Consider the following 23,108-nt stretch of genomic DNA (forward strand, 5'->3'; position numbering starts at 1 on the left):
GTGCATCGGTGCTCGGGCGCGGTTCAGACTTCTTCGAGCTTTTTGCCAGCCAGGGCTTGTTGAATGCCCCGGTTCATGCGCATGGCAGCAAAGGCCTCGGTGCCTTTGGCCAGCGCGTTGGTGCCCGCTTCAATCACGGCAGCCTCGGTGCTGGCAAGGCTCTGGGCAAGTTGGTCCATGAGTGTATCGATGGCCCGGCGTTCGGCGGGCTCCAGCAGGTCGGCATCGGCCGCCAACGCACTGCGTGTGGCGGCGATCATGCGGTCTGCGTCCACACGGGCCTCCACCAAGGCGCGGGCGGCAATATCTTGCTGGGCGGTGGCAAAGCTGTCTTGCAGCATGGCGGCGATCTGTTCGTCGGACAAGCCGTAAGCGGGCTTCACGTCGACCCGCGCCTCCACGCCGCTGCCCTGCTCTTTCGCGGCCACCGACAGCAAGCCGTCGGCGTCAACCGTGAAGCTGACGCGGATGCGCGCCGCGCCGGCGGCCATGGGGGGGATGCCGCGCAAAACAAAGCGCGCCAGGCTGCGGCAGTCGGCCACCAGATCGCGCTCGCCCTGCACCACGTGCAGCGCCAGTGCGGTCTGGCCGTCCTGGTAGGTGGTGAAATCTTGCGCCAGCGCGGTCGGAATGGGGCTGTTGCGCGGCACGATGCGCTCCACCAAACCGCCCATGGTCTCGATGCCCAATGAAAGTGGAATGACGTCCAGCAAGAGCAGGTCGCCGTCGCGGCTGTTCCCTGCGAGGGCATTGGCCTGAATCGCTGCGCCGAGCGCCACCACTTCGTCGGGGTTGAGGTTGGTCAGCGGCTCCTGGCCAAAGAACGCACCTACGGCGCTGCGAATCACGGGCATGCGTGTGGAGCCGCCCACCATCACCACGCCCTTGACGTCGTCTTTGGTGATAGCGGCGTCGCGCAGCACCTTGCGCACCGCCGTCATGGTGCGTGCCGTGAGCGATGCCGTGCAAGCGTCAAACTGCGCCCGGGTCACAGACTGGTTCAGCGTTTGCGCAGCAATGTGCGCGCTGAAGACAACGCTGCCATCGGCCTGCACCGAGGAGAGCGCTTCCTTGCAGCGGCGGGCCTCCGTGTGCAGTGCAGCGCGCTCAGACGGTGTCAGCGCAACCGCCACCCCTTGCTGCGCCAGCACCCAGGCAGCCAGCGCCTGGTCGTAGTCATCGCCACCCAGGGCCGAGTCGCCCCCGGTGGCCATGACTTCGAACACACCCTGGGTAAGCCGCAGGATGGAAATGTCGAAGGTGCCGCCGCCAAGATCGTAAATGGCATAAACGCCCTCGGACGCGTTGTCGAGCCCGTAGGCAATGGCAGCGGCTGTGGGTTCGTTGATCAGACGCAGCACGTTGATGCCGGCCAACTGCGCGGCGTCTTTGGTGGCCTGGCGCTGGGCATCGTCAAAGTAGGCTGGCACCGTGATGACGGCGCCGTACAGCTCGTCGTCAAAGCTGTCTTCGGCACGAAAGCGCAGCTTGGCCAAAATTTCGGCACTGACTTCCATTGGCGTTTTGAGGCCAGCGATGGTCTGCACCACCGCCATACCCTGATTGTCCAACACGGTATAGGGCAGTTTGTCGGCGTCCACCAGCTGCGCGCGGGTGCGTCCCATCAGCCGCTTGACCGAACTGATGGTGTTGGCTGGGTCAGCCACCTGCGCGGCCAGGGCCTCAAAACCAATTTGTCGGCCCGAGCCGCCTTGCGCAGGGTCGAGGTAACGAACCACGCTGGGCAAAATGACCTGGCCCTGGGTGTCTGGCAGGCACTCGGACACGCCGTGGCGCACAGCAGCCACCAGCGAATGCGTGGTGCCCAAGTCAATGCCCACCGCCACACGGCGCTGGTGCGGGTCGAGGGACTGACCTGGTTCGGAAATCTGCAAAAGCGCCATGGGGTCGTGTTCTTGTGGGTACTGAAAATTAGAAGAGAAACGCCGGTCAAAGCGTGGGCATCGAAGACCCCTATTGTCCCAGTTGATCGATTCGGTTCTCGACGTCGCACGCAAATCGCTCAACAAACATAAGGGCTCTGACCTGCTGCACCAATGCCGGGAAGTTGCGCTCCTCGTCGGCCGTGCGCTGCAAACCCAGCAGCATGTCGCGGCGCGTCTGTGCCACATCATCGGCCATACGCTCCAGGTCTTCGGCGCCACACGCCTCTTCAAGGTCTTCACGCCACTGCATTTGCTGCATCAAAAAAGCCGCCGGCATGGACGTGTTGTTTTCTGCTTGGATGGGCGCTCCATTCAACTCGCACAAATAGGCCGCACGCTTGAGCGGATCTTTGAGGCGCTGGTAGGCCTCGTTGATGCGCACCGACCACTGCATGGCCTGGCGTTGGGTCAGCGCGTCGGCCGTGGTGAAACGGTCTGGGTGGGCTTCGCGCTGCAAATTTTTCCAGCGCTCGTCCAGGGCGGTACGGTCCAATGCGAACTGGGCGGGGACGTCAAAAATCTCAAAGTCGTTCGACAGCAGGTTCATGGCAAGAGGAGAAACGGGGTGGCACCGCAGCAGCCCCAGCCCGCGCACGCTGCGCGGGAAGCAAAACGAAAAGCCGCCGGCACAGGCTGCGCAGGCGGCTTGAGGAAAAGCGCAAAGCGGATCAAATCCGGAAGCTCTCGCCGCAGCCGCAGCGGTCTCGCTCGTTGGGGTTGTTGAAGCGGAAACCTTCGTTCAGACCTTCACGCACAAAGTCGAGCTGGGTGCCGTCGATGTAGGCCAGGCTTTTCGGGTCGACCAACACCTTCACGCCGTTGTCTTCAAACACCACGTCTTCCGGCGCGATTTCGTCGGCATATTCCAGCTTGTACGCCAGCCCCGAACAGCCGGTGGTTTTGACACCCAGGCGCACGCCAACGCCTTTGCCGCGCTTGGTGATGTAGCGGGTAACGTGCCGTGCAGCAGCTTCAGAAATCGAGATGGACATGTGGGTTGCGCCTTGGGTGGGCGTTCAGCGTTGTGCGTGACGGGAACGGTGGCGGTAGCGCTCAGTTGGCTTTGGCCTGCATGAACATGCAGCACACCCATCCGAGCGCCAGACCTCATGCGAGGTGTTTCTTGCGGTAGTCGTCCACTGCCGCCTTGATGGCGTCTTCAGCCAATATGGAGCAGTGAATTTTCACCGGTGGCAGCGCCAGCTCTTCGGCGATTTCGCTGTTTTTCAGCGCAGCGGCCTGGTCAAGCGTTTTGCCTTTGACCCACTCGGTGACCAGCGACGACGAAGCAATGGCTGAACCGCAACCGTATGTTTTAAACCGGGCGTCTTCAATGACACCGGTGGTGGGGTTCACCTTGATCTGCAGCTTCATCACGTCGCCACAGGCCGGCGCACCGACCATGCCGGTGCCCACCGATTCGTCGCCCTTGTCGAACGAGCCGACGTTGCGTGGGTTTTCGTAGTGGTCAACCACTTTTTCAGAATAAGCCATGGTATTTCTCCTTCAATGTGCCGCCCACTGGATGGTGGACAGGTCAATTCCGTCTTTGAACATTTCCCACAAAGGGGACAACTCGCGCAGCTTGGCCACGTTTTCTTTGATGGTGGCAATCGCGTAGTCAATTTCTTCTTCGGTCGTCCAGCGACCAATGGTCATGCGCAGGCTGCTGTGGGCCAGCTCGTCGCTGCGGCCCAGGGCGCGCAACACGTAGCTGGGTTCCAGGCTGGCCGAGGTACAGGCCGAACCGCTGGACACCGCCAAACCTTTGATGCCCATGATCAGCGACTCGCCTTCGACGTAGTTGAAGCTCATGTTCAGGTTGTGCGGCACGCGCTGGGTCTCGTGGCCGTTGATGAACACCTCTTCAATGTCCTTGAGGCCGGTCACCATGCGGTCGTGCAAGGCACGGATGCGCTGGTTTTCGGCGTGCATTTCTGCTTTGGCGATGCGGTAGGCCTCACCCATGCCCACACATTGGTGGGTAGGCAACGTGCCCGAGCGCATGCCACGCTCGTGGCCACCACCGTGCATTTGCGCTTCGATGCGCACGCGGGGCTTGCGGCGCACAAACAAAGCGCCGATGCCCTTGGGCCCGTAGGTTTTGTGGCTGGTCAGGCTCATCAAATCCACCGGCAGGTTTTTGATGTCTATGTCCACGCGACCGGTGGCCTGTGCAGCGTCGGTGTGAAAGATCACGCCCTTTTCGCGGCATGCAGCGCCCAGCGCGGCAATGTCTTGAATGACGCCAATTTCGTTGTTCACGAACATGACAGAGGCCAGGATGGTGTCGGGACGGATCGCGGCTTTGAACGCGTCCAGGTTTACCAGACCGTCGGCTTGCACGTCGAGATAAGTGACCTCAAAACCCTGACGCTCTAACTCACGGCAAGTGTCGAGCACCGCCTTGTGCTCGGTCTTCACTGTGATGATGTGCTTGCCCTTGGTCTTGTAGAAGTGCGCTGCACCCTTCAAAGCCAAGTTGTTGGACTCGGTGGCGCCGCTGGTCCAGACGATTTCGCGCGGATCGGCACCGATCAAGTCGGCCACCTGGTCACGGGCGGTTTCTACCGCTTTTTCAGCTTCCCAGCCCCAGGCATGGCTGCGCGAAGCCGGGTTGCCGAAATGCTCGCGCAACCAGGGAATCATGGCGTCCACCACCCGCGGGTCGCAAGGGTTGGTCGCGCTGTAGTCCATGTAGATGGGAAAGTGTGGCGTGGTCATGGCTGGCTCTGTGAAATGGCTGGCGTGGTGGATAAATACGGCACTTGGCTTTGTCGATGCCCGGCACACGGCTGACTGACCGCTGGGGTCGTCCGCCTGCTGGCGAACCTGGCACTTATTTGGAAAACGCGGCGCCCAGGGCAAACACCGAGTTAGGTGCGTTGACCCGGATCGGCTTGACCACCGACGGGCTGGAAATAGCGCGCTTGATCAGGGGGACGTTTTCAACCACCAGCCCCTTGGCCAGCTGGTCGTCCACCAGGGATTGCAGCGACACCGAGTCGAGAAAGTCGACCATCTTGGCGTTCAAGGCGGCCCACAACTCGTGCGTCATGCAGCGGTTGCCTTCGCCGAGGCAGTTTTCCTTGCCGCCGCACTGGGTGGCGTCAATCGGCTCATCCACCGACACGATGATGTCGGCCACGGTGATTTCAGCCGCCTTTCGACCCAACGTATAACCACCGCCGGGGCCGCGGGTCGACTCGACCAGTTCGTGGCGGCGCAGTTTGCCAAACAGCTGCTCCAGGTAGGACAGCGAGATTTGCTGGCGCTGGCTGATGGCTGCCAGGGTGACAGGACCGTTGTTCTGGCGCAGGGCCAGGTCAATCATCGCAGTGACCGCAAAGCGGCCTTTTGTCGTGAGGCGCATTTTCAAGCTCCTTAAATGTTGGCTTGACCGTCGTTGGTTGGTTCACGGGAAGAACGCCCCGTGAACCTCTGCTCCGCCCACCCTGCCCATGCTTTGGGCCGATACATCGAAGGCTTTCCCGACTGTTTTCGTCGAGTATACAGTAAAGCCTAGTGATTTGATCGACATTGTAACCCACCAACGGTTTTTGTCCAGGACAAACACGGTTTGTCCAGCCTGTCTTGCCTCAACAGGAGCCGCACGCAAGGTCAGAGCATCGGGGCATGAGCACCTGGTCTGGCGCTGGACCGGCTACAAAGCTGAAAGCCACGCAGGTGCCTGGCCAGGTCACTGAAAACACCACCTCGGCGCCGATCTCGGCGGCACGCAGCCGAACGTTGCTGATGCCGCGCCCACCAGACGAAAAAGCCAGGTCGGGCGTGTCACCCAGCCCCACACCGTTGTCGGTCACGCTCAGGTGCACGCGACCACTGGCCGCCCAGGTGCGCACGGTCACGCGGCTGGCATGGGCGTGCTTCACCACGTTGGCAAACACCTCTTGCAGGCAGCGAAACAGGTGCATCACGCCACGCGCCTCCAGCCCCGGCACGGCGGGCACTTCCTCCACCTGCCAGACAAGCTCTATTTGAGCGGCCTGCAGCGCGGGGCCAATGCGCTGGCGCAGCGTGCCGAGAATGGTGGGCAAATCGCCGTCCATGGGCTCCAGGGAATCGAGCGTCATACGCAGCTCTTCCAGCGCATGGTTGAGCATGGCCGCCACCGATGCGCTGTCGATGCTTCCGCTGCTGCTGCGCACCAAATTGAGCGTTTGCACCAGCTGGCTGCCCAGGCCGTCGTGCATGTCGCGCGTGAGTCGCCGGCGCTCGGCCTCCAGCACCCGCTGGTTTTCTACCAAGCGCAAGCGCTCATACACCGCGTGAAACTCCTGCTCGCGCTCGCCCACCTGCCGGGCCAACTCGGCGTTCTGCCGCCCGACGTTTTCCATCGACAGCGCGGTGCGCTGCAGCAAGACGCTGCCCATCGCAAACATCATGACCAGACTGCCGGGTGTCATCCAGCGGATGTCCACGTCACCCGGCAGCCCCATTTGCACGACCAAAAAGTCGCGCAAACCGGTGACCATGGTGGCCAGCCCCACCACCACCATCAGGCGCTGCTGCACATCCATTCCCCAGCGCGCGCGGTGTATCACCATCAGCAAGGACAACACGCACACCAGCACAATCACACCCGTCCAGAGGCGGTAGAGCTGGTAGTTCAGCGTCCAGGCCAGCAAGCCCAGCCAGAAAGGGGCCAGCAACATCATCAGCAGCACCAACTTGCGCACCATGCTCTGACGAAAATTGAACAGTTCCGACATGAACAGGTAGGTGAAACCGCAGTAAAGCGTGAAGGAGAGCTTGTGTACATAGTCCCACCACAAGAACGGACCGGGCAAAAATACCGGCGTGGACAACCAAAGCCGAACCGCCAGCACCAGCAGCCCCCCCGCCAACAAGCCAAACAGGCGCTCTGCCGACTTGGCCCAGATCAGCAGCGACAGCAAGCCCAGCATGAGCGCCGAAGCCGCCACCATCCAGGTCAGGGTCACCTGCCACCAGTTGAGCCAATGGTGGCGCTGCCACAACGCATCACGCGGCCCCACCCACACCGGCGACAAGCCACTGAAGCGCAAGGCCTGCCCTTTCAATTGGATTTCCAGGCGGTTGTCTGCCCATTGGGTGGCCAACATGCTGGGCCGCAGGGCGATGAAATGCGCGTGGGTACCCGTGTCGGCATAGCCTATGCCGCGAGCCCACGCTTGGGCATCCACCTCTTCCCCGTTGAACAGCACCCGAAACCGCACGCTCACGCGCGGCAGCAGCAGGCCAATGCCTGGCCCATCGGGGCCAGCCATATCTTTAAGGCTTGCGGGCAGCACCATCCGGTAGTGCGCCTCGCCGGCCCATCGGCGCTGCGCGTCGTCCCACACGTGGGGCAGCTCCACGGTTGTTGCGGTCTCCCAGGGCTGCCCGGCCAGCACCACCTGCGCCTGGTCCACGGCTTGCGCGCCGGGTACCCCGCTCACGCGCGTCACCAGGGCCAGGCCCAGCAGCAAAATGATCAGCCACACCGCCGCCCACCAGTAAAGCGGGATGCCCAGCACCACCTGCGCAAGCCAGCGCGGGGGCCTCAAAGCAGGCCCCGCTCCTGCGCAATGCGCACCACTTGTACGCGGCTGTGGGCCGCCAGCTTGCGGTACAGGTTTTTTACATGGGTCCCCACCGTGGCCGGTGCAATGGCCAATTTCGATGCAATTTCCTTGTTGACGTACCCCTGCGCCAGCAATCTGAGCACACCGTTCTCGCGTTCGGACAGCACCACCTCGTCGCCCTGCAGTGGTGAACGCACCTCAGGCAACACCGCCTGCACCGAGCGAAATCGCTTCAGCAGCATGCGTGCCAGCAGTGGTGAAATGGGTGCCCCACCTTCCCGGATCTGTTCAATCGCCAGCACCAGCTCTTCGGGCGTACAACCCTTGAGCACGTAGCCTGTGGCGCCGGCCTCCAGCGCACCCACCAAACGGGATTCCTCGCCAAACACAGTGAACACCAGCAACTCGGCGTCGGGCTTGTAGCGGGCCAGAATCCGCAGCACATCCTCGCCACGGCCATCGGGCAAGCCCAGGTCCACCAAAAACACGTTGGCACTGGAAGACAGCGTGTGCGCACAGGCATGGGCCATGCTGGCCGAATGCCCCAGCAGCTGCCACGAAGGCCGCTGCAGCAGCGTCTGGCGCACGAAGTGCAAAACTGTCGGATCGTCTTCAATGAGATAGATGCGCGTGTCGTCTACCTGGCTTGTGCGCTGCGGCTGGGAAGCGTCGATGTCCATAAATAGCCTTTGAGAGCTGGCGGGAGCGACATTCGGCCTATGGACCGCTCAAGCCACGTTGTCCATGCCGGCGGCGCCAAACAACTGCGTTTTCAGGCGGCTGAGCTGGTCGCGCACAGTCGCAGCCTTCTCGAACTCAAGGTTGCGCGCGTGCTCCAGCATGAGCTTTTCAAGCCGCTTGATTTCCCGCGCCACATCCTTCTCGCTCATGTCTTCGATGCTGGCGCGGTGCGCGCTCTCAGCCGCCAAGCGGTCGGCTTCTTTGCCGGCCTTTTCGCTGTACACACCGTCAATCAGGTCTTTGATGCGTTTGTTCAGCGCCTTGGGTGTGATGCCCATGGCCAGGTTGTGCGCGATCTGTTTGGCGCGGCGGCGGTTGGTTTCGTCCATCGCCTTTCGCATCGACTCGGTCACGCGGTCAGCGTAGAGAATGGCGCGCCCGTTGAGGTTGCGCGCGGCGCGTCCAATGGTCTGGATCAGGCTGCGCTCAGAGCGCAGAAAGCCCTCCTTGTCAGCGTCCAAAATGGCCACCAGCGACACCTCGGGAATGTCAATACCCTCACGCAGCAGGTTGATGCCCACCAGCACGTCGAAGGCACCCAGGCGCAAGTCGCGCAAAATTTCCACCCGTTCCACCGTGTCCACATCGCTGTGCACGTAGCGCACCTTGACGCCGTTCTCGGTCAGGTAGTCGGTCAGCTGCTCAGCCATGCGCTTGGTCAGTGTGGTGATGAGCACCCGCTCGTTTTTTTCCACGCGGATGCGGATTTCTTGCAACACATCGTCCACCTGGTGGGTGGCTGGTCGCACTTCCAGTTCGGGGTCTACCAGGCCGGTAGGGCGCACCAGCTGTTCAACCACCTGGCCGGCGTGGGTCTTTTCGTAGTCGGCAGGCGTGGCTGATACAAACACCACCTGGCGCATGCGCTGCTCAAACTCGTCGAACTTCAGCGGGCGGTTGTCCAGCGCGCTGGGCAAGCGAAAGCCGTATTCCACCAACGTGGTCTTGCGGGCGCGATCGCCGTTGTACATGCCACCAAACTGGCCGATCAGCACGTGGCTCTCGTCCAGAAACATCATGGCGTCTTTGGGCAGGTAATCGGTAAGCGTGGACGGTGGCTCACCCGGCGCACTGCCCGATAGGTGGCGCGAGTAGTTTTCAATACCTTTGCAGTGGCCCACCTCGGCCAGCATTTCCAGGTCAAACCGGGTGCGCTGCTCCAGCCGCTGAGCCTCCACCAGCTTGCCCATGCCCACCAGTTCTTTCACCCGGTCGCGCAGCTCTTCCTTAATCGCCTCCACCGCGCTCAGCACCTGTTCACGCGGGGTCACGTAGTGGCTGCTGGGGTAGACCGTGAAACGCGGAATTTTCTGCCGCACCTTGCCCGTGAGCGGGTCAAACAGCTGCAGGGTTTCGATCTCATCGTCAAACAACTCGATGCGGATCGCCATCTCACTGTGTTCGGCCGGGAACACGTCAATCGTGTCGCCACGCACGCGGAACTTGCCGCGCGAAAAATCGGCATCGTTGCGCGCGTACTGCATGCGCACCAATTGCGCAATCAGGTCGCGCTGGCCCATTTTGTCGCCTACGCGCAGCAGCATCACCATCTGGTGGTAGCTCTCGGGCTTGCCGATGCCGTAGATCGCCGAGACGGTGGCCACGATCACCACATCGCGACGCTCAAGGATGCTCTTGGTGCAACTCAGCCGCATCTGCTCGATGTGCTCGTTGATCGCGCTATCCTTTTCAATGAACAGGTCGCGCTGTGGCACGTAGGCTTCGGGCTGGTAGTAGTCGTAGTAACTGACAAAGTACTCGACGGCGTTTTTTGGGAAGAACTCCCGGAACTCGCTGTAGAGTTGCGCGGCCAGCGTCTTGTTGGGTGCAAACACGATGGCCGGGCGCCCCAGGCGGGCGATCACGTTGGCCATGGTGAAGGTCTTGCCCGAGCCGGTCACGCCCAGCAGGGTCTGGAACACCTCGCCGTCGTTCACGCCTTCCACCAGTTGGCGAATGGCCTCGGGCTGGTCGCCTGCGGGCGGGTATGGCGAAAACAGCTCGAAAGGCGAGCCAGGGAACCGCTGGAACTCGCCCTCCAGCGGGGCTTCGGTCACAACCTCAAGCAGCGGCGCGGTCGGCGGCAGGGGCATCGGTGTCAGGGGCATCGGCGGATTGTGCAGCAGCGGCAGGCCGGCCGGCGGGGCGGCGTACCCACACGGCGGGCTTGGCCAGCAGCTCCACGTAGCACTGCTCGCCACCAGCTTGTGCCAAAGCGTCCAGGACGGCAGTCAGATCGGACGGAGCAACGGCGGCGGCGGCTTCCTTGTCGGCACCAAACTGACAATCGAAGTCCCAAAAATCAGCGCCTTCGGGCAAGTCGCGGCGGCGCTCGCGCTTGATGTATTTGCGAATTTCGTGCTTGACGGCTTCAAGCACGCGGTCCGGGTGTTTGCCCTCGGCGCGCAGGGGGAATGTTTTTCTCATGGAAAGGTCCTTCAAAGGGAATGAGCGCCCTGGGAGGACGAAATCACAGCCCTCGATTATCGGTGAATCAAGACGCTGCCCGCTTGCCTGCGGTTCAGCCGGGCAGCACGATCTCGTAACTGCCTTCGTCCAGGCTGCGGTAAGGGCCCCAGACTGCTGCCAGCGCAGCGGCCTCGGCCAACTGCCAGTGCTCAAACAGCATGCGCTCGTCCACTGTGAGCGCCTCCACGTCGGGGGTTTCGCCGTACAGGGCTGCAATGCGCTGGTAGGCCGCATACACCGGCGCCACCAAGGCCGCGTCGCCCAGCGTGGTTTCCAGCGCTTGGCGAAACAGCCGCTCGGCGGCGTGCCGTTGCGCGGGCGAGGTGTCGTCGGACACGAAGAGTTTGAGGGTGTAGGTCATGAAGCCCGGGGGTGCCCGGCGGGCACGTTGCACAATGACCGATTATCGATCCCGCCCCTGCCCATGAACACCACCCGCCCCACGCCCAGCAAAGACGAGATTGCCCTGCTACCCGAATTCGACCGCCTGAGGCTGGACCGCATCACCCTGGTCGAGACGACCCGGCAGGCCACCGAGGCAGTGGCCGCGCTGCGTGACCACCCGGTCTGGGGTTTTGACACCGAGTCCAAACCAACTTTTGTGAAAGAACAGGTGTCTGACGGGCCGCACATCGTGCAGCTGTCCACCCTGCACCACGCCTGGGTGTTTCAGCTGACGGACCCCGGCTGTCGCGAGCAAGTAGCCGAATTGCTGGCCCACGCAGCCCACACCAAGGCCGGCTTTGGGTTGGGTGATGACACCAAGCGCATCGTGGCCAAACTGGCGGTGGCGCCCGCAGCGGTGCTGGAGCTCAACCAAGTGTTCCGCGAACGCGGCTACCGCAAAGACATGGGCGTGAAAGGCGCGGTGGCGGTGCTATTCAACCAGCGCTTCATCAAATCAAAAAAAGCCGCCACGTCCAACTGGGCCAATCCGCAACTGAGCGAAGGCCAGTTGATCTATGCCGCCAACGACGCCTACGCGGCCGCTCGGGTGTTTCATGCGCTGGGTCTGCCGGGCTGAACGGGCGTTCAGCGCCGCCGCAGTGGGGTGAGCAGGTCGCTCAAGCCGTTGTGGTCAATCTCGTGCATCAGTTGCAGCAGTCGGCCCACTTCGCTTTTCGGAAAGCCCTCGCGCGCAAACCAGTTCAGGTAGTTGCCGGGCAGGTCGGCAATGGGCGTACCCTTGTGTTTACCAAACGGCATTTCCACGGTCAGCAGCCGTTCCAGGTCTTCGGGTTTCATGGCGCTTCTGGGGCCTTGGGCGCCGTGGCCTGGTCCAGCCAACGGCGCACACTGGCGTTGAACAGCGCCGGCTTCTGGCGCATCAACCAGTGGCCTGCGTCAAAACCCTGAACGCCACACCCGGGCGTGGTGCCCAGGGCCGCCAGCCAGCGCGGTGAGTGAAACATGAACGGTTTGCGCTTGCCAAAGAAAAACAGCGTGGGCACTTGCGGCCCCAGCACCTGGCCCACCCGTGCCACGCCGCGCAGCCCGCCAAAAGAGCCAAACCACTGCATGGCATAGGGATAGTTCATCTGCCAACCCATGTGCTCGGGCGCCGTGCGGCAACCGATGGTGCGCGCCATGAAGCGCGTCATGCGGTTGGCCACCCCCGGCAACAGGCCGCCGAGCTTCCAGGCCAGCGCCAGCCACAGCTGGTAACCCGCAATCATGAGTTTTTCTTTGAACTTGAGCGACTTCAAATAGGTGCCCGAATTGGTGTCCCCGATGTCCACACCCACCACCCGCGCCACCCGGCTGGTGTGGCGCGCCGCGTATTCGTAGCCAAAGAAACAACCCCAGTCGTGCAGCAGCAGCGTCACCGGCTCGGTGGGGCTCACGGCGTCTAACACGGCACCCACCAGCGCGCACATCTCGTCCACCGACACCGGGCGCGGCGGCTGGCTCAGGTCAAACCCAGGCAAGGCAAAGCGCACACAGCGGTAACCGTCACGCAAGCTGGCCACCGTGTCGTCCCACAGCGCCGGCGTGTCGGGCCAGCCGTGCAGCATCACCACGGTGGGCCCTGTGCCCTCCATGGTCACATTCAGGCCTTGTATCGTGAGGCGGTCTTGCATGGTGGCGGCTCCTGAAGTGCGGGGGTGCCCACGATGGTAGCGCGCATGCCTGTGCGGGCAATGCCTTGGCAGTCACCTCGGGCGCTTCAGCGATACTCGCTAGCCATGCACCGAACCATCTTCACCACCCCGGTTGTCAACGCCCTGCTGCGCGGCTTTTCCATGGCGTTTCTCAAACTCACAGGCTGGAAAGTGGAAGGCTCCCTGCCCCCTGAAGCCGCCAAAAGCGTGTTCATTGCGGCGCCGCACACCAGCAACTGGGACCTGCCCTACACGCTCATGGTGGCCTTTGCGCTGCGGCTCAACCCGTATTGGATGGGCAAGCACAGCATCTTCAAGGCGCCCTTCGGCGGCATCATGCAGTGGTTGGGCGGCATCCCGGTCAACCGGGAACAGTCCAACAACTTGGTGGCCGCCTCAGCCGAAGCCATCCGCACAGCAGACGGACCGCTGCAACTCATCGTGCCGCCCGAAGGCACACGCAGCAAAACCCGCTATTGGAAGACAGGCTTCTACTACATAGCCCTGGGCGCCCAGGTGCCCATCGTCATGGCTTACATGGACTACAGCACCAAGCGCAGCGGCCTGGGGCCACTCTTCAAACCCACCGGCGACGTGGAAGCCGACATGACCGCCATCAAAGCCTTTTATGCGCCCTTCAAAGGCAAAAACGCGGCCCAGTTCGCGGCTGGCTCCGACTGAGCCATTGCCCCACACCGCGCCCTGACCGCTTGATGCACCTGCCCGCACGCCGCCGCCCTGAATTCGAGCAAGCGCGAAGCTACGAATACCCCACCCACCTGCGCGCCACCATCGACGACCTGCCCGTAGCCCCGGGGGTGTATGTGTTTCACGGCCAGGACGGTGACCTGCCACTCTACATCGGCAAAAGCGTCAACCTGCGCCAGCGCGTCCTGTCCCATTTGCGCAACCCCGACGAAGCCCGCCTGCTGCGCCAGACCCAGCGCATCAGCCACACACGCACAGCAGGCGAGATTGGCGCCCTGCTGCTGGAAGCCAGCCTCATCAAACAGCAGCAACCGCTGTTGAACCAGAAACTGCGCCGAAACCGCCAGCTGTGCTCCCTGCGTATCGGGGATGGCAAACCCGAAGTGGTCTATTCAAAAGACCTGAATTTCGCGATTGAGCCCCAACTGTATGGTTTGTACGCCAGCCGCCACGCCGCGCTGGACAACCTGCGCAGCCTGGCCGACCAGCACAAGCTCTGCTACGGCGCACTGGGGCTGGAAAAGCTCCCACCTGGCAAGGCCTGCTTCCGCGCCATGCTCAAGCAATGTGGCGGTGTATGCAGAGGGGACGAAAGCCTAGAAGCTCACAGCAGACGGCTGTTTACCAGCCTCGAAGGCCTGCGCGTGGCCTGCTGGCCCTACCCCGGCGCCATTGGCCTGGTGGAACGCCACGGCGATCTGGTTCAGATCCATGTGGTGCGCAACTGGTGCTACCTGGGCAGCGTGGCCCACGTTTCACAAGCCGCAGCGCTGGACCGCCTGGCCACCGCCTTCGACGCCGACGGCTACAAAATCCTGTGCAAGCCCCTGCTGGGTGGAAAAGCCGAGATCGTGCGGCTGTAAGCGCCGCCGCGCCGGAGCGAACCGCAGTTTCACTGCAAAACACCCAGAAACAAAAAAGCCCGGTCAAGAACCGGGCTTTTTTGTTTGAATTATTTGGGGTGGCTGATGGGGCTCGAACCCACGACAACAGGAATCACAATCCTGGACTCTACCAACTGAGCTACAGCCACCGCAAGTCTTGCATTATAGCGCGAAGAAAACCAGATTTCTGGCTCTCCTCGCAGATTCCTTGCTCAGCGTACGGGCGCTACCGTTGGCTTGGGCGCGGGCACCTTGATCTGCACCTTGAAGCGCTCTTTCAATGTATCGTAATAAGCTAGGCTTTCGGCGGACGACCACCATTGGCTGTACTGGTCGGCCTCTTGCACCTGGGCCTGCGCGTCGCGGGGCTGGCGTGGCAGCACTTGGTCCACTTTAACCACGGCGTAGCCCTGTTCTTCCAGACTAACGCCGACCCAAGCGGGGAGCTGCTTGGGGTCAGCGCTGAGCGCTGCGTTAAGGACCGGGGCGGTGATGCCCTGGGCGTTGTCTCGCGACACGACCAACGCGGCAGAAAGGCCCGGCGCATCAGCACCTGTTTTCCAGGCTTCCAGTTGTTTCGCGCCGGTTTCGCGGGCCAGCTCGGCTGCGCGCTGGGCGAGCAAGCGCTGGCGTACCACCTCGCGAACCTCAGCCAGTGGCTGGGTACGGGCGGGCGTGTAGCTGACGATGCGGGCTGATACCAGCTGACCGGATGCGGTCTCGATGGCCTCTGTGTTGCGTTTTTTCTCGATCGAGTCGGCTGCGAAAACAGCGTTGAGCAAACGCTCGTTGGCCCACACGCCAGCGCCTGGCTGAGGCTGACGGGTCAGGCCCTTGGCGGTTTGCAGGTCAAGCTTGAAGCGCTCGGCTGTGGCAGCCAGGTTGTCGCCTTGTTCGTAAACGTAGTTGCTGAAGGCTTCGGCGCTATCGGCAAACAGCTTTTGCGCTTGCTGCTTTTTCAGATCCAGCTCAATTTCCGCCCGCATGCCTTCAAAGCTGCGCTGGGGTGGCGCCTTGATGTCGGTCAGCTGAATGATATGAAAGCCGAACTCGGTTTCCACCAGGTCCGAGATGGCGCCTTTTTGCAATGCAAAGGCAGCATCTTCAAACGCCTTGACCATGGCGCCACGGGCAAAGAAATCGAGATCACCACCATTGACGGCAGAGCCCGGGTCTTGCGAGTTGGCCTTGGCCGCCTCGGCAAAGGTTTGAGGCGCGGCCTTGACCTGTGCCAACAAGGCGGCCGCTTTGTCACGCACGGCGGCCTTATCTGCTGCTGAGGCGCCGGGCGCGAGGGTCAGCAATATGTGGCTGGCACGGCGCTCTTCATTGCCGGACAGCCGTGCGGCGTTTTGGTCGTAGTAGGTCCGCATGTCCGCCTCGGCAAGGGTGATGCCTTTTTGCAGCGTAGCGGTATCCAGAACCAGGTATTCCACATCGGCCTGCTCTTGAGACTGGAACAAGGCAGGGTTGTTGTTGTAAAAAGTCTCGATGTCGGCATCGGACAATGCCACCTGTGCAGCAAAGTCGCTAGGGGAAAAGCGGGCTACACGCACCTCGCGCTGCTCAAAAAAGGCGTCCAGTGCCACTTTGGCCAAGCCTTGGGGGGCGAAGCCCGAGCCCTGAATACCTTGGGCGACTTGCCGCTGGGAGAGGTCGGCACGCACCTGGGCTTCGAACATCTCGGGTGTCATGCCCTGGCGACCCACCAACTGGCGGTAGGCTTCAACGTCGAGCGAGCCGTCGGGACGGCGCAAAGACGCGATGACTTCGTTGCTCTGCAGGTCGCGGGCCAGGCGCTGGTCGCTGGTGTACAGATTGAGTTTTTGCGCGGCCACAGCCAAAACGCGCTGGCGCACCAAGCGCTCCAGCGTGGCGTAGCGGGCTTCCTCGCTATCCAGCAATTTGGCGTCCAGCGTGGGCATGGCTTCGCGCAGCCGCTGCGACTCGGCCTGGTGTGCCTGGTCCCATTCCAATTGGGTGATCTCTTGACCGTCCACTGCGGCCACCACGGCACCGCGTTGATCCGATTCGTTGAAGCCCTGAACACCGAACAGGATGAACGAAGGGATGATCAGAATCAACAAAAAGCCCATGAGGTACTTTTTGTGGTTGCGGATGGTATCGAACATGCCTTGAAACCCTGAAACAACAAACAGACGGCGGCCTTGGTGCGCTGAGCCGCAAAAAAAAAGGCGAACCCGGGTTCGCCTTTTCGATGGTGTGGTGGGTGCTGACGGGGTCGAACCGCCGACCTACTCCGTGTAAAGGAGCCGCTCTGCCAACTGAGCTAAGCACCCCACCGAAAACGGGGGACGCGCTTCAGTTCAACGCGTCCTTCAATGCCTTGCCCGGACGAAACTTCGGGACTTTGGCAGCCTTGATTTTAATCTCTTCGCCGGTGCGAGGATTGCGACCCTTGCGCGCGGGACGTTTTGTGACGGCAAAAGAACCAAAACCCACCAGGGAAACCGTACCGCCTTTTTTCAGCGTGGTACGAATCGCGGTGATGGTGGAGTCCAGTGCACGCGTGGCAGCAGCCTTGGAAATATCGGCATGCTTGGCGATGTGCTCGACGAGTTCTGTTTTGTTCACAAAAAGCCCCTCTTGAAATAAATGGAAAATCCGTGTGGACAGTTGGCTGGCGACAACCCGCTCTGTGACCGCAAGCGCTAACCAGGTTGTTCTTTCCGCGATGCAACGGCACCCAGGTGAGAAAAAACGCTCTGTGATTAGACCCACGGGCCATGAGCCCTGTCAACAAGCCTTGGGCAATGCAAACCCATGTCAGCACGAAAGGCGAGATTCTAGACGTATTTGAACCGCAGACCTGATGGTCGGCGAGAAATTGGCCACAAGCACCGTCACACCACCAAGGCTTGAGCGATGGCGCGGCCCACCTCGGTCGTGCTGGCGGTGCCCCCCAAATCGGGCGTCCGTGGCCCGCCCAAACCGGGCTGCAACACCGATTCAATCGCCAGCATCACCGCATCGTGCGCACTGCGGTAGCCCAGGTAATCGAGCATCATGGCGCCGCACCAGATCTGGCCGATCGGGTTGGCAATGCCTTTGCCGGCTATGTCGGGCGCCGAGCCGTGCACCGGCTCAAACAGCGACGGGAACTTGCGCGTCGGGTTCAGGTTCGCGCTGGGCGCGATGCCAATGGTGCCGGTGCAGGCGGGGCCCAGGTCCGACAGGATGTCGCCAAACAGGTTGCTGCCCACCACGACGTCGAAGAAGTCGGGGCGCTGAACAAAGTGGGCGGTCAGGATGTCGATGTGGAACTTGTCGACCGTCACGTCCGGGTATTCTTTGGCCATCTCAACCACGCGCTCGTCCCAATAGGGCATGGTGATGGCGATACCGTTGCTTTTGGTGGCGCTGGTCAGGTGCTTTTTGGGCCGCGAGCGCGCCACCTCAAACGCATAGCGCAACACGCGGTCCACACCAATGCGCGACATCACCGTTTCCTGCACCACAATCTCGCGTTCGGTGCCGGGGAACATGCGCCCGCCGATGCTGGAGTATTCGCCCTCGGTGTTCTCGCGCACGATCACCATGTCGATTTCACCCGGCTGGCGCGGGCTGCCATCGCGGCGCACCACCGGCGCGGTCACGCCGGGCATGAGCTTGGCGGGGCGGATGTTGACGTACTGGTCGAATTCGCGCCGAAACAGCAGCAGCGAGCCCCAGAGCGAGATGTGGTCAGGCACCTTGTCGGGCCAGCCTACGGCGCCGAAGTAGATGGCGTCGTGTCCGCCGATCTTTGCCTTCCAGTCGTCGGGCAACATCTTTCCGTGCTTCTCATAGTAGTCGCAGCTCGAAAAATCAAAATGATCGAACTGCAGCGGAATATTGAATTTTGACGCGGCGGCTTCCAGCACGCGAAGGCCTTCGGGCATGACTTCGGTGCCAATACCGTCGCCGGCGATGACTGCAATGCGGTGCGGAGTGTTCATGGTGGTGTCCTCACGGTCAAGGTGTGAAGCCAGCAAGAAGCTGGCGGCGCGGTGTGACTGAGCTTAATCCGCCCCCGAGCAATAATATGGGAATTGATTCGTTCTAATGGGGAAACAATTGGACCGCCCTGACCTCGAATTGGTGATCGCCGTGCGCCGACAAGGCAGCCTGGCCGCTGCGGCCAAGGTGTTGCAAGTGGCCCCCTCGGCCGTGACCAAACGCCTAGCCGCGCTGGAAGCGCAACTTGGCGTGCGCCTGTTCCAGCGCACCACACGCCGCGTCAGCCCCACGGCCGAAGGAGAAACGCTGTGCGAGCGCGCAGCCGAGTTGCTGCACCGCTTCGAGGCGGTGGCAGCCGAGTTGCGTGAGCGACAAACCGAACCGGCCGGCCCGATTCGGCTCGCCGCCACGTTTGGCTTTGGGCGCTTGTGGCTGGGTCCTGCCCTGGCAGATTTCCAGTCCAGGTATCCCGCGGTGGACATCCAGCTGCAGCTGACCGAGCACTTGCCCGATCTCGCGGTTGACGGGTTTGACGGCGCCATCTGGCTGTGGAGCGCGCCCGGTGAACGAGCGGCCGAATGGGTGTCACGTCGGCTTGCGGCCAACCAGCGTGTGCTGGTGGCCGCACCCCGCTACCTGAACGCCCGCGGGACACCCCATGCGCTGCGCGACCTGACGGGCCACGCCTGCCTGGTGGTGCGCGAAAATGGTGACGGGCCGGGGCAGCGCTTTGACCACTGGCGGCTGCAATGCGAGGGCGAGGGCGAGGCCGTGGTACAGCACACGCTGGTGCGCGGACCGTTGTCGAGCAATTCGGGTGAAATGGTACGCGACTGGTGCCTGGCAGGCCACGGCATCATGCTGCGCAGCCTGTGGGACATTGCGCCGCAGTTGCAAAGTGGGGCGCTGGTCCGGGTGTTACCCGCCTACGCCATGCCCGGCGCCGACATTCATTGGCTCGCACCTTACCGCGCACAGGTGCCGCGGCGCATCAGACTGCTGGTGGAATTTTTGGCCGAAAGCTTCAGCCACGAGCCATGGAAGCTCAAGCCGGTTTGGCCGGCCGCACCACCAGGCTGACACCAAAAGCCGTGAGGGCAATGCCCGCGACCGTGACGGCGGTGATGGGCTCGTCAAACAGGCCCCAAGCAATCATTGCGGTGCAAGGAGGCACCAGATACATCAGGCTCGTCACCGAGGCTGCCGCACCGCGCTGGATCAGCATGTAAAGCAAAGAGCTGCCACCCAGCGTCAACCCCAGCACCGACCAGGCCATGGCGCCGGTCAATTCCCAGTTCAGGCCAGCGGAGGTGTCCACCCAGCGCATGGCCTCCAGTTCCAGCAGCGCCAGCGGCAGGGTCACGAGCAGCGCCGCGAGCAACTGCACGGCATTGGCGGTGCGCACGTCGCAGGAGGTCACAAAGCGTTTTTGGTACAGCGTGCCCACGGTGATGGCAAACAAAGCCATGACAGCGAACGACAGGTTGAGCCAGTTGGCCTGGTCACCCGGACCGCCTGCGCCAAACTTGCGCGATACCACCAGCACCAGGCCCGCAAAGCCCAGCAGCAAACCCAGCCACTGGCGACGCGACACCTTGGAACCGGTGCCAGACAGCCAAATGGCGGTGAGCACCGGCTGGATGCCGACGATGAGGGCCGACAGCCCCGAACCCATGCCCGCCTTGACCGCCGCCCAGACACCACCCAAGTAGCCGGCGTGCATGAGCACGCCGGTCACGGCCAGGTGCAACCACTGCGTGCGGTTCGCAGGCCACTTCACACCCGAGAACCAGATCCAGGGCAAGAAACACAGGATGGACAGCGCATAGCGCACCGCCAGAAATTTCATGGGTGGCGCATGTGGCATGCCGTAGCGAGCGACGATGAAGCCGGTGCTCCAGATCAGCACGAACACCCAGGGCATGGCGCGCAGCCACGCGTTGTCTTTAACGGGAACAGTCATGTTTGGAGCGGTGAAGCGCAGCCAAGCCGGGGGCGGCGCATCAGCGCGACCGGGCACGGATCTCAGGCAAGGCTTTTTGCAGGTAATACACCATGGACCAGACGGTCAACACGGCCGAAATCCAGATCAGCCAGGTGCCCCACACATGGGTGTTGATCAGGCCGAGCAGGAAGCCGTCAAACAGCAGGAACGGAATGGCGGTCATCTGCACCGCCGTCTTGAGCTTGCCCACCATGTGCACCGCCACGCTCTTGGTGGCGCCGATGATGGCCATCCACTCGCGCAGCGACGAAATGGCGATTTCACGGCCAATGATGATGAGGGCCACGAACACGTCGGCGCGGTCCAAGTGCACCAGCACCAACAGGCTGGCGCACACCAGAAATTTGTCGGCCACAGGGTCCAGAAAAGCGCCAAAGGCCGAGGTCTGGTTGAGCTTGCGGGCCAGGTAGCCGTCGGCCCAGTCGGTGGCGGCAAACACCACAAACAAGACGGTGGCGATCAGGTTTTGCTGTGCCGTGCTCACCCCTTCCAGGTAGAACACCCCGACGATGAGCGGTATGGCGACGATGCGCGCCCAGGTCAGCAGGGTGGGAAGGTTGAAAAACATGGCGTGATTATGGGGGAGCTTTGAGCGCGCAAGCCTTGCATCCTCGGCCCCTCAGTGCAGTGCACGGTAAATGGTGTCGGCCAGTTCATTGGAAATCCCTTCGACCGTGCACAAGTCTTCCACGCTGGCGGACGCCACGCCGCGCACACCACCAAAGCGCTGCAGCAGGCGGGCACGCTTCTTGGGGCCCACGCCGGGAATGTCTTCGAGCTTGCTGCCGCCGGTGCGCACCTTGGCGCGCTGGGCGCGCATGCCGGTGATGGCAAACCGGTGTGCTTCGTCGCGAATTTGGGCCACCAGCATGAGCGCGGCAGAATCAAAGCCTAGGTACACCTTCTCGCGACCGTCGGCAAACACCAGTTCTTCCAGCCCCACCTTGCGGCCCTCGCCTTTTTCCACGCCGACGATGAGCGACACGTCCAGGCCCAGTTGCTGGAACACCTCGCGCGCCATGCTCACTTGGCCTTTGCCGCCGTCGATCAGCACCAAGTCGGGCATGCGCGGGCCGGCGGGCAGGCCGGTTTGCGCATCGGGTGGCGCTGCAGGTTCATCCTTGTCAGCCAGGGCTTCGGTGTGCACGGGCGCGCTGATAGGCCCCTCGGCAGTAGCAGCCTCTTCACGCAGGGCCTCGGCGATCTTGCCGTAGCGGCGCAGCAGCACCTGGCGCATAGCGGCGTAGTCGTCACCGCCGGTGATGCCTTCGATCTTGTAGCGCCGGTACTGGCTGTTTTGCATCTTGTGGTCTTCAAACACGACACAAGATGCCTGAGTGGACTCGCCCGCCGTGTGCGAAATATCAAAACACTCAATGCGCAGCGCGCCCAGGTCGTCGTCGGGCAGGCCCAGCGCTTCGGCCAGCGCGCGGGTGCGGGCTTGCTGGGAGCCCTCTTCGGCCAGCAAACGGGCCAGGGCAATGTCGGCGTTGGTTTGCGCCATGTCGAGCCAGATGCGGCGGTGTTCGCGCGGCTGGTGCACGGCGTTGATCTTGGCGCCGGTTTGTTCGGTCAGCGCGTCCAGCAATGGCTTGCCCACCGGGTGGCTGGTCACCAGAATGTGCGGCATGGCCGTGCCCAGGTAGTGCTGGGCAATGAAGGCTTCCAGCACCTGCACGGCGACGCGCTCGGGGGTGTCCATGGCGCTGTCGGTGTCCGATGCGTCGTCCGACATGAGGCGCTGAATGTGCGTCGCGTCTTCCACATGGGTCGGGAAATACGGCCGGTCGCCAAGGTGGCGCCCGCCGCGGATCATGGCCAGGTTCACACAGGCGCGCCCGCCCTGCACCCTCACGGCGAGCACGTCCACGTCCTTGTCCGACACGTTGTCCACCGCCTGCTGGTGCAACACGCGCGACAAGGCCGCCATCTGGTTGCGAATCTCGGCCGCCTGCTCAAATTCCAGCTTCTCGGCGTGCGCCATCATGCGTTGCTCCAGCGCGTCCAGCACGGCCTGGGTTTCGCCCCGCAAAAAGCGTTCAGCGTCGCTCACGTCGCGGCCATAGGCTTCCATGTCGATCAGGTCCACACACGGGCCGGTGCAGCGCTTGATCTGGTACAGCAAACACGGGCGCGTTCGGTTGGCAAACACCGTGTCTTCGCAGGTGCGCAGACGAAACACCTTTTGCAGCAGCGTGATGGACTCCTTCACCGCCCAGGCGCTGGGGTACGGCCCGTAATAGCTGTGGCGCTTGTCCACCACGCCGCGGTAGTACGCCATGCGCGGGAACGCCAGCGAGGGCACCGGCAACCGCCCGGCGGTACGAAAAGTTTCGCGGGTTCCGGTGATCTTCAAATAGGGGTAGCTCTTGTCGTCCCGAAACAGGATGTTGAACTTCGGCGCCAGCGTCTTGATGAGGTTGTTTTCCAGCAGCAGCGCTTCGGCCTCGGAGCGCACCACGGTGGTTTCCATGCGCACGATCTTGCCCACCATGTGGCCAATGCGCGTGCCGTCGTGGTTTTTCTGAAAGTAGCTGCTGACGCGCTTTTTCAGGTTGCGCGCCTTGCCCACATAGAGCAGCTGGCCATGCGCGTCGAAATAGCGGTAAACGCCGGGCAAGCCCGGCAAGGCAGCCACTTCGGCCAACAGTGCGTCGCTGTGCGGCGATGGGGCGTGGCCCGGGGCCGCGTCGGGTGCGGCGGGCGTTGTATCTTCTGTCATGCGG

23 protein-coding genes and 2 tRNA genes are annotated in these 23,108 nt (G+C 62.5%); 4 read left to right on the plus strand and 21 right to left on the minus strand.

The window, feature by feature from the left end; genetic code table 11:
- Window positions 1–23: 23 nt before the first annotated feature.
- The 11 genes from hscA to ACTG4K_RS06440 all read right to left on the minus strand — a co-directional run bounded on the left by hscA (window position 24) and on the right by ACTG4K_RS06440 (window position 11,084).
- Entirely contained in the window at window positions 24–1,904 is a 1,881-nt protein-coding gene (hscA, locus tag ACTG4K_RS06390; protein WP_439113358.1) for a Fe-S protein assembly chaperone HscA, read from the minus strand.
- Between the two features lie 70 nt (window positions 1,905–1,974).
- Window positions 1,975–2,493, minus strand: a complete 519-nt coding sequence (gene hscB, locus ACTG4K_RS06395; RefSeq protein ID WP_439113359.1) for a Fe-S protein assembly co-chaperone HscB — start codon at window positions 2,491–2,493, stop codon at window positions 1,975–1,977.
- Window positions 2,494–2,614: 121 nt separating this feature from the next.
- Window positions 2,615–2,938 (minus strand): iron-sulfur cluster assembly protein IscA, encoded by a 324-nt coding sequence (gene iscA, locus ACTG4K_RS06400; protein WP_066090558.1) that lies wholly within the window; start codon window positions 2,936–2,938, stop codon window positions 2,615–2,617.
- Between the two features lie 115 nt (window positions 2,939–3,053).
- Window positions 3,054–3,440 carry a Fe-S cluster assembly scaffold IscU gene (gene iscU / locus ACTG4K_RS06405; RefSeq protein ID WP_305717152.1) on the minus strand — a complete coding sequence of 129 codons (387 nt, stop codon included), beginning with the start codon at window positions 3,438–3,440 and terminating at the stop codon, window positions 3,054–3,056.
- A 12-nt stretch (window positions 3,441–3,452) separates the two neighbouring features.
- Entirely contained in the window at window positions 3,453–4,670 is a 1,218-nt protein-coding gene (locus ACTG4K_RS06410; protein WP_439113360.1) for an IscS subfamily cysteine desulfurase, read from the minus strand.
- A 115-nt stretch (window positions 4,671–4,785) separates the two neighbouring features.
- On the minus strand, window positions 4,786–5,319 hold the full coding sequence (gene iscR, locus ACTG4K_RS06415; protein ID WP_439113361.1) for a Fe-S cluster assembly transcriptional regulator IscR: 534 nt from the start codon (window positions 5,317–5,319) through the stop codon (window positions 4,786–4,788).
- A gap of 226 nt (window positions 5,320–5,545) precedes the next feature.
- Window positions 5,546–7,495, minus strand: a complete 1,950-nt coding sequence (locus tag ACTG4K_RS06420; protein ID WP_439113362.1) for a sensor histidine kinase — start codon at window positions 7,493–7,495, stop codon at window positions 5,546–5,548.
- On the minus strand, window positions 7,492–8,193 hold the full coding sequence (locus ACTG4K_RS06425; protein WP_439113363.1) for a LuxR C-terminal-related transcriptional regulator: 702 nt from the start codon (window positions 8,191–8,193) through the stop codon (window positions 7,492–7,494). The genes ACTG4K_RS06420 and ACTG4K_RS06425 overlap by 4 nt, the downstream gene beginning before the upstream one ends.
- 48 nt (window positions 8,194–8,241) lie before the next feature.
- The gene (gene uvrB, locus ACTG4K_RS06430; RefSeq protein ID WP_439113583.1) at window positions 8,242–10,347 is read right to left on the minus strand and encodes an excinuclease ABC subunit UvrB; all 2,106 of its coding nucleotides are present in this window, start codon (window positions 10,345–10,347) and stop codon (window positions 8,242–8,244) included.
- Window positions 10,316–10,681: a DUF6172 family protein gene (locus ACTG4K_RS06435; protein WP_439113364.1), complete on the minus strand. Its 366-nt coding sequence runs from the start codon at window positions 10,679–10,681 to the stop codon at window positions 10,316–10,318. The genes uvrB and ACTG4K_RS06435 overlap by 32 nt, the downstream gene beginning before the upstream one ends.
- A 94-nt stretch (window positions 10,682–10,775) precedes the next feature.
- Window positions 10,776–11,084 carry a hypothetical protein gene (locus ACTG4K_RS06440; RefSeq protein WP_439113365.1) on the minus strand — a complete coding sequence of 103 codons (309 nt, stop codon included), beginning with the start codon at window positions 11,082–11,084 and terminating at the stop codon, window positions 10,776–10,778.
- Between the two features lie 63 nt (window positions 11,085–11,147).
- On the opposite strand from ACTG4K_RS06440, the gene ACTG4K_RS06445 reads away from it, so the two are divergent.
- Entirely contained in the window at window positions 11,148–11,747 is a 600-nt protein-coding gene (locus ACTG4K_RS06445) for a 3'-5' exonuclease (RefSeq protein WP_439113366.1), read from the plus strand.
- A gap of 8 nt (window positions 11,748–11,755) precedes the next feature.
- Here the strand turns inward: ACTG4K_RS06445 and ACTG4K_RS06450 are convergent, their stop codons facing one another.
- On the minus strand, window positions 11,756–11,968 hold the full coding sequence (locus ACTG4K_RS06450) for a DUF3820 family protein (RefSeq protein WP_439113367.1): 213 nt from the start codon (window positions 11,966–11,968) through the stop codon (window positions 11,756–11,758).
- Window positions 11,965–12,804 carry an alpha/beta fold hydrolase gene (locus tag ACTG4K_RS06455; RefSeq protein ID WP_439113368.1) on the minus strand — a complete coding sequence of 280 codons (840 nt, stop codon included), beginning with the start codon at window positions 12,802–12,804 and terminating at the stop codon, window positions 11,965–11,967. Before ACTG4K_RS06455 ends, ACTG4K_RS06450 begins: the two co-directional genes overlap by 4 nt.
- A gap of 105 nt (window positions 12,805–12,909) precedes the next feature.
- Between ACTG4K_RS06455 and ACTG4K_RS06460 the strand changes: the two genes are divergently transcribed.
- Together ACTG4K_RS06460 and cho are read left to right on the plus strand one after the other, a co-directional pair.
- Window positions 12,910–13,506 (plus strand): lysophospholipid acyltransferase family protein, encoded by a 597-nt coding sequence (locus ACTG4K_RS06460; RefSeq protein WP_439113369.1) that lies wholly within the window; start codon window positions 12,910–12,912, stop codon window positions 13,504–13,506.
- A gap of 32 nt (window positions 13,507–13,538) precedes the next feature.
- A complete protein-coding gene (cho, locus tag ACTG4K_RS06465; protein WP_439113370.1) occupies window positions 13,539–14,396 on the plus strand; it encodes an excinuclease Cho in 858 nt (285 codons plus the stop codon).
- 94 nt (window positions 14,397–14,490) lie between these two features.
- Here the strand turns inward: cho and ACTG4K_RS06470 are convergent.
- The 5 genes from ACTG4K_RS06470 to ACTG4K_RS06490 form a co-directional block, all read right to left on the minus strand.
- Window positions 14,491–14,566, minus strand: a tRNA-His gene (locus ACTG4K_RS06470).
- Window positions 14,567–14,629: 63 nt separating this feature from the next.
- Window positions 14,630–16,549: a SurA N-terminal domain-containing protein gene (locus ACTG4K_RS06475; RefSeq protein WP_439113371.1), complete on the minus strand. Its 1,920-nt coding sequence runs from the start codon at window positions 16,547–16,549 to the stop codon at window positions 14,630–14,632.
- Window positions 16,550–16,641: 92 nt separating this feature from the next.
- Window positions 16,642–16,717: transfer RNA gene (locus ACTG4K_RS06480), tRNA-Val, on the minus strand.
- Window positions 16,718–16,739: 22 nt separating this feature from the next.
- Window positions 16,740–17,012, minus strand: a complete 273-nt coding sequence (locus tag ACTG4K_RS06485; RefSeq protein WP_077330314.1) for an HU family DNA-binding protein — start codon at window positions 17,010–17,012, stop codon at window positions 16,740–16,742.
- A 269-nt stretch (window positions 17,013–17,281) separates the two neighbouring features.
- A complete protein-coding gene (locus tag ACTG4K_RS06490) occupies window positions 17,282–18,376 on the minus strand; it encodes a tartrate dehydrogenase (protein WP_439113372.1) in 1,095 nt (364 codons plus the stop codon).
- Window positions 18,377–18,494: 118 nt separating this feature from the next.
- Here ACTG4K_RS06490 and ACTG4K_RS06495 point away from each other — a divergent pair, with 118 nt between their 5' ends.
- Complete coding sequence (locus ACTG4K_RS06495; protein WP_439113373.1) at window positions 18,495–19,457, plus strand: LysR substrate-binding domain-containing protein; 963 nt, start codon at window positions 18,495–18,497, stop codon at window positions 19,455–19,457.
- Here ACTG4K_RS06495 and ACTG4K_RS06500 read toward each other — a convergent pair.
- The 3 genes from ACTG4K_RS06500 to uvrC are packed head-to-tail and all read right to left on the minus strand — an operon-like array spanning window position 19,423 to window position 23,104.
- Complete coding sequence (locus ACTG4K_RS06500; protein ID WP_439113374.1) at window positions 19,423–20,340, minus strand: DMT family transporter; 918 nt, start codon at window positions 20,338–20,340, stop codon at window positions 19,423–19,425. The two genes, ACTG4K_RS06495 and ACTG4K_RS06500, sit on opposite strands and share 35 nt — an antisense overlap.
- Before the next feature lie 40 nt (window positions 20,341–20,380).
- Window positions 20,381–20,950, minus strand: a complete 570-nt coding sequence (gene pgsA, locus ACTG4K_RS06505; RefSeq protein WP_439113375.1) for a CDP-diacylglycerol--glycerol-3-phosphate 3-phosphatidyltransferase — start codon at window positions 20,948–20,950, stop codon at window positions 20,381–20,383.
- Window positions 20,951–21,001: 51 nt separating this feature from the next.
- A complete protein-coding gene (gene uvrC / locus ACTG4K_RS06510; protein ID WP_439113376.1) occupies window positions 21,002–23,104 on the minus strand; it encodes an excinuclease ABC subunit UvrC in 2,103 nt (700 codons plus the stop codon).
- Between the last annotated feature and the right edge of the window lie 4 nt (window positions 23,105–23,108).

This window comes from Hydrogenophaga sp., from assembly GCF_965657535.1.
GTDB lineage: Bacteria > Pseudomonadota > Gammaproteobacteria > Burkholderiales > Burkholderiaceae_C > Hydrogenophaga.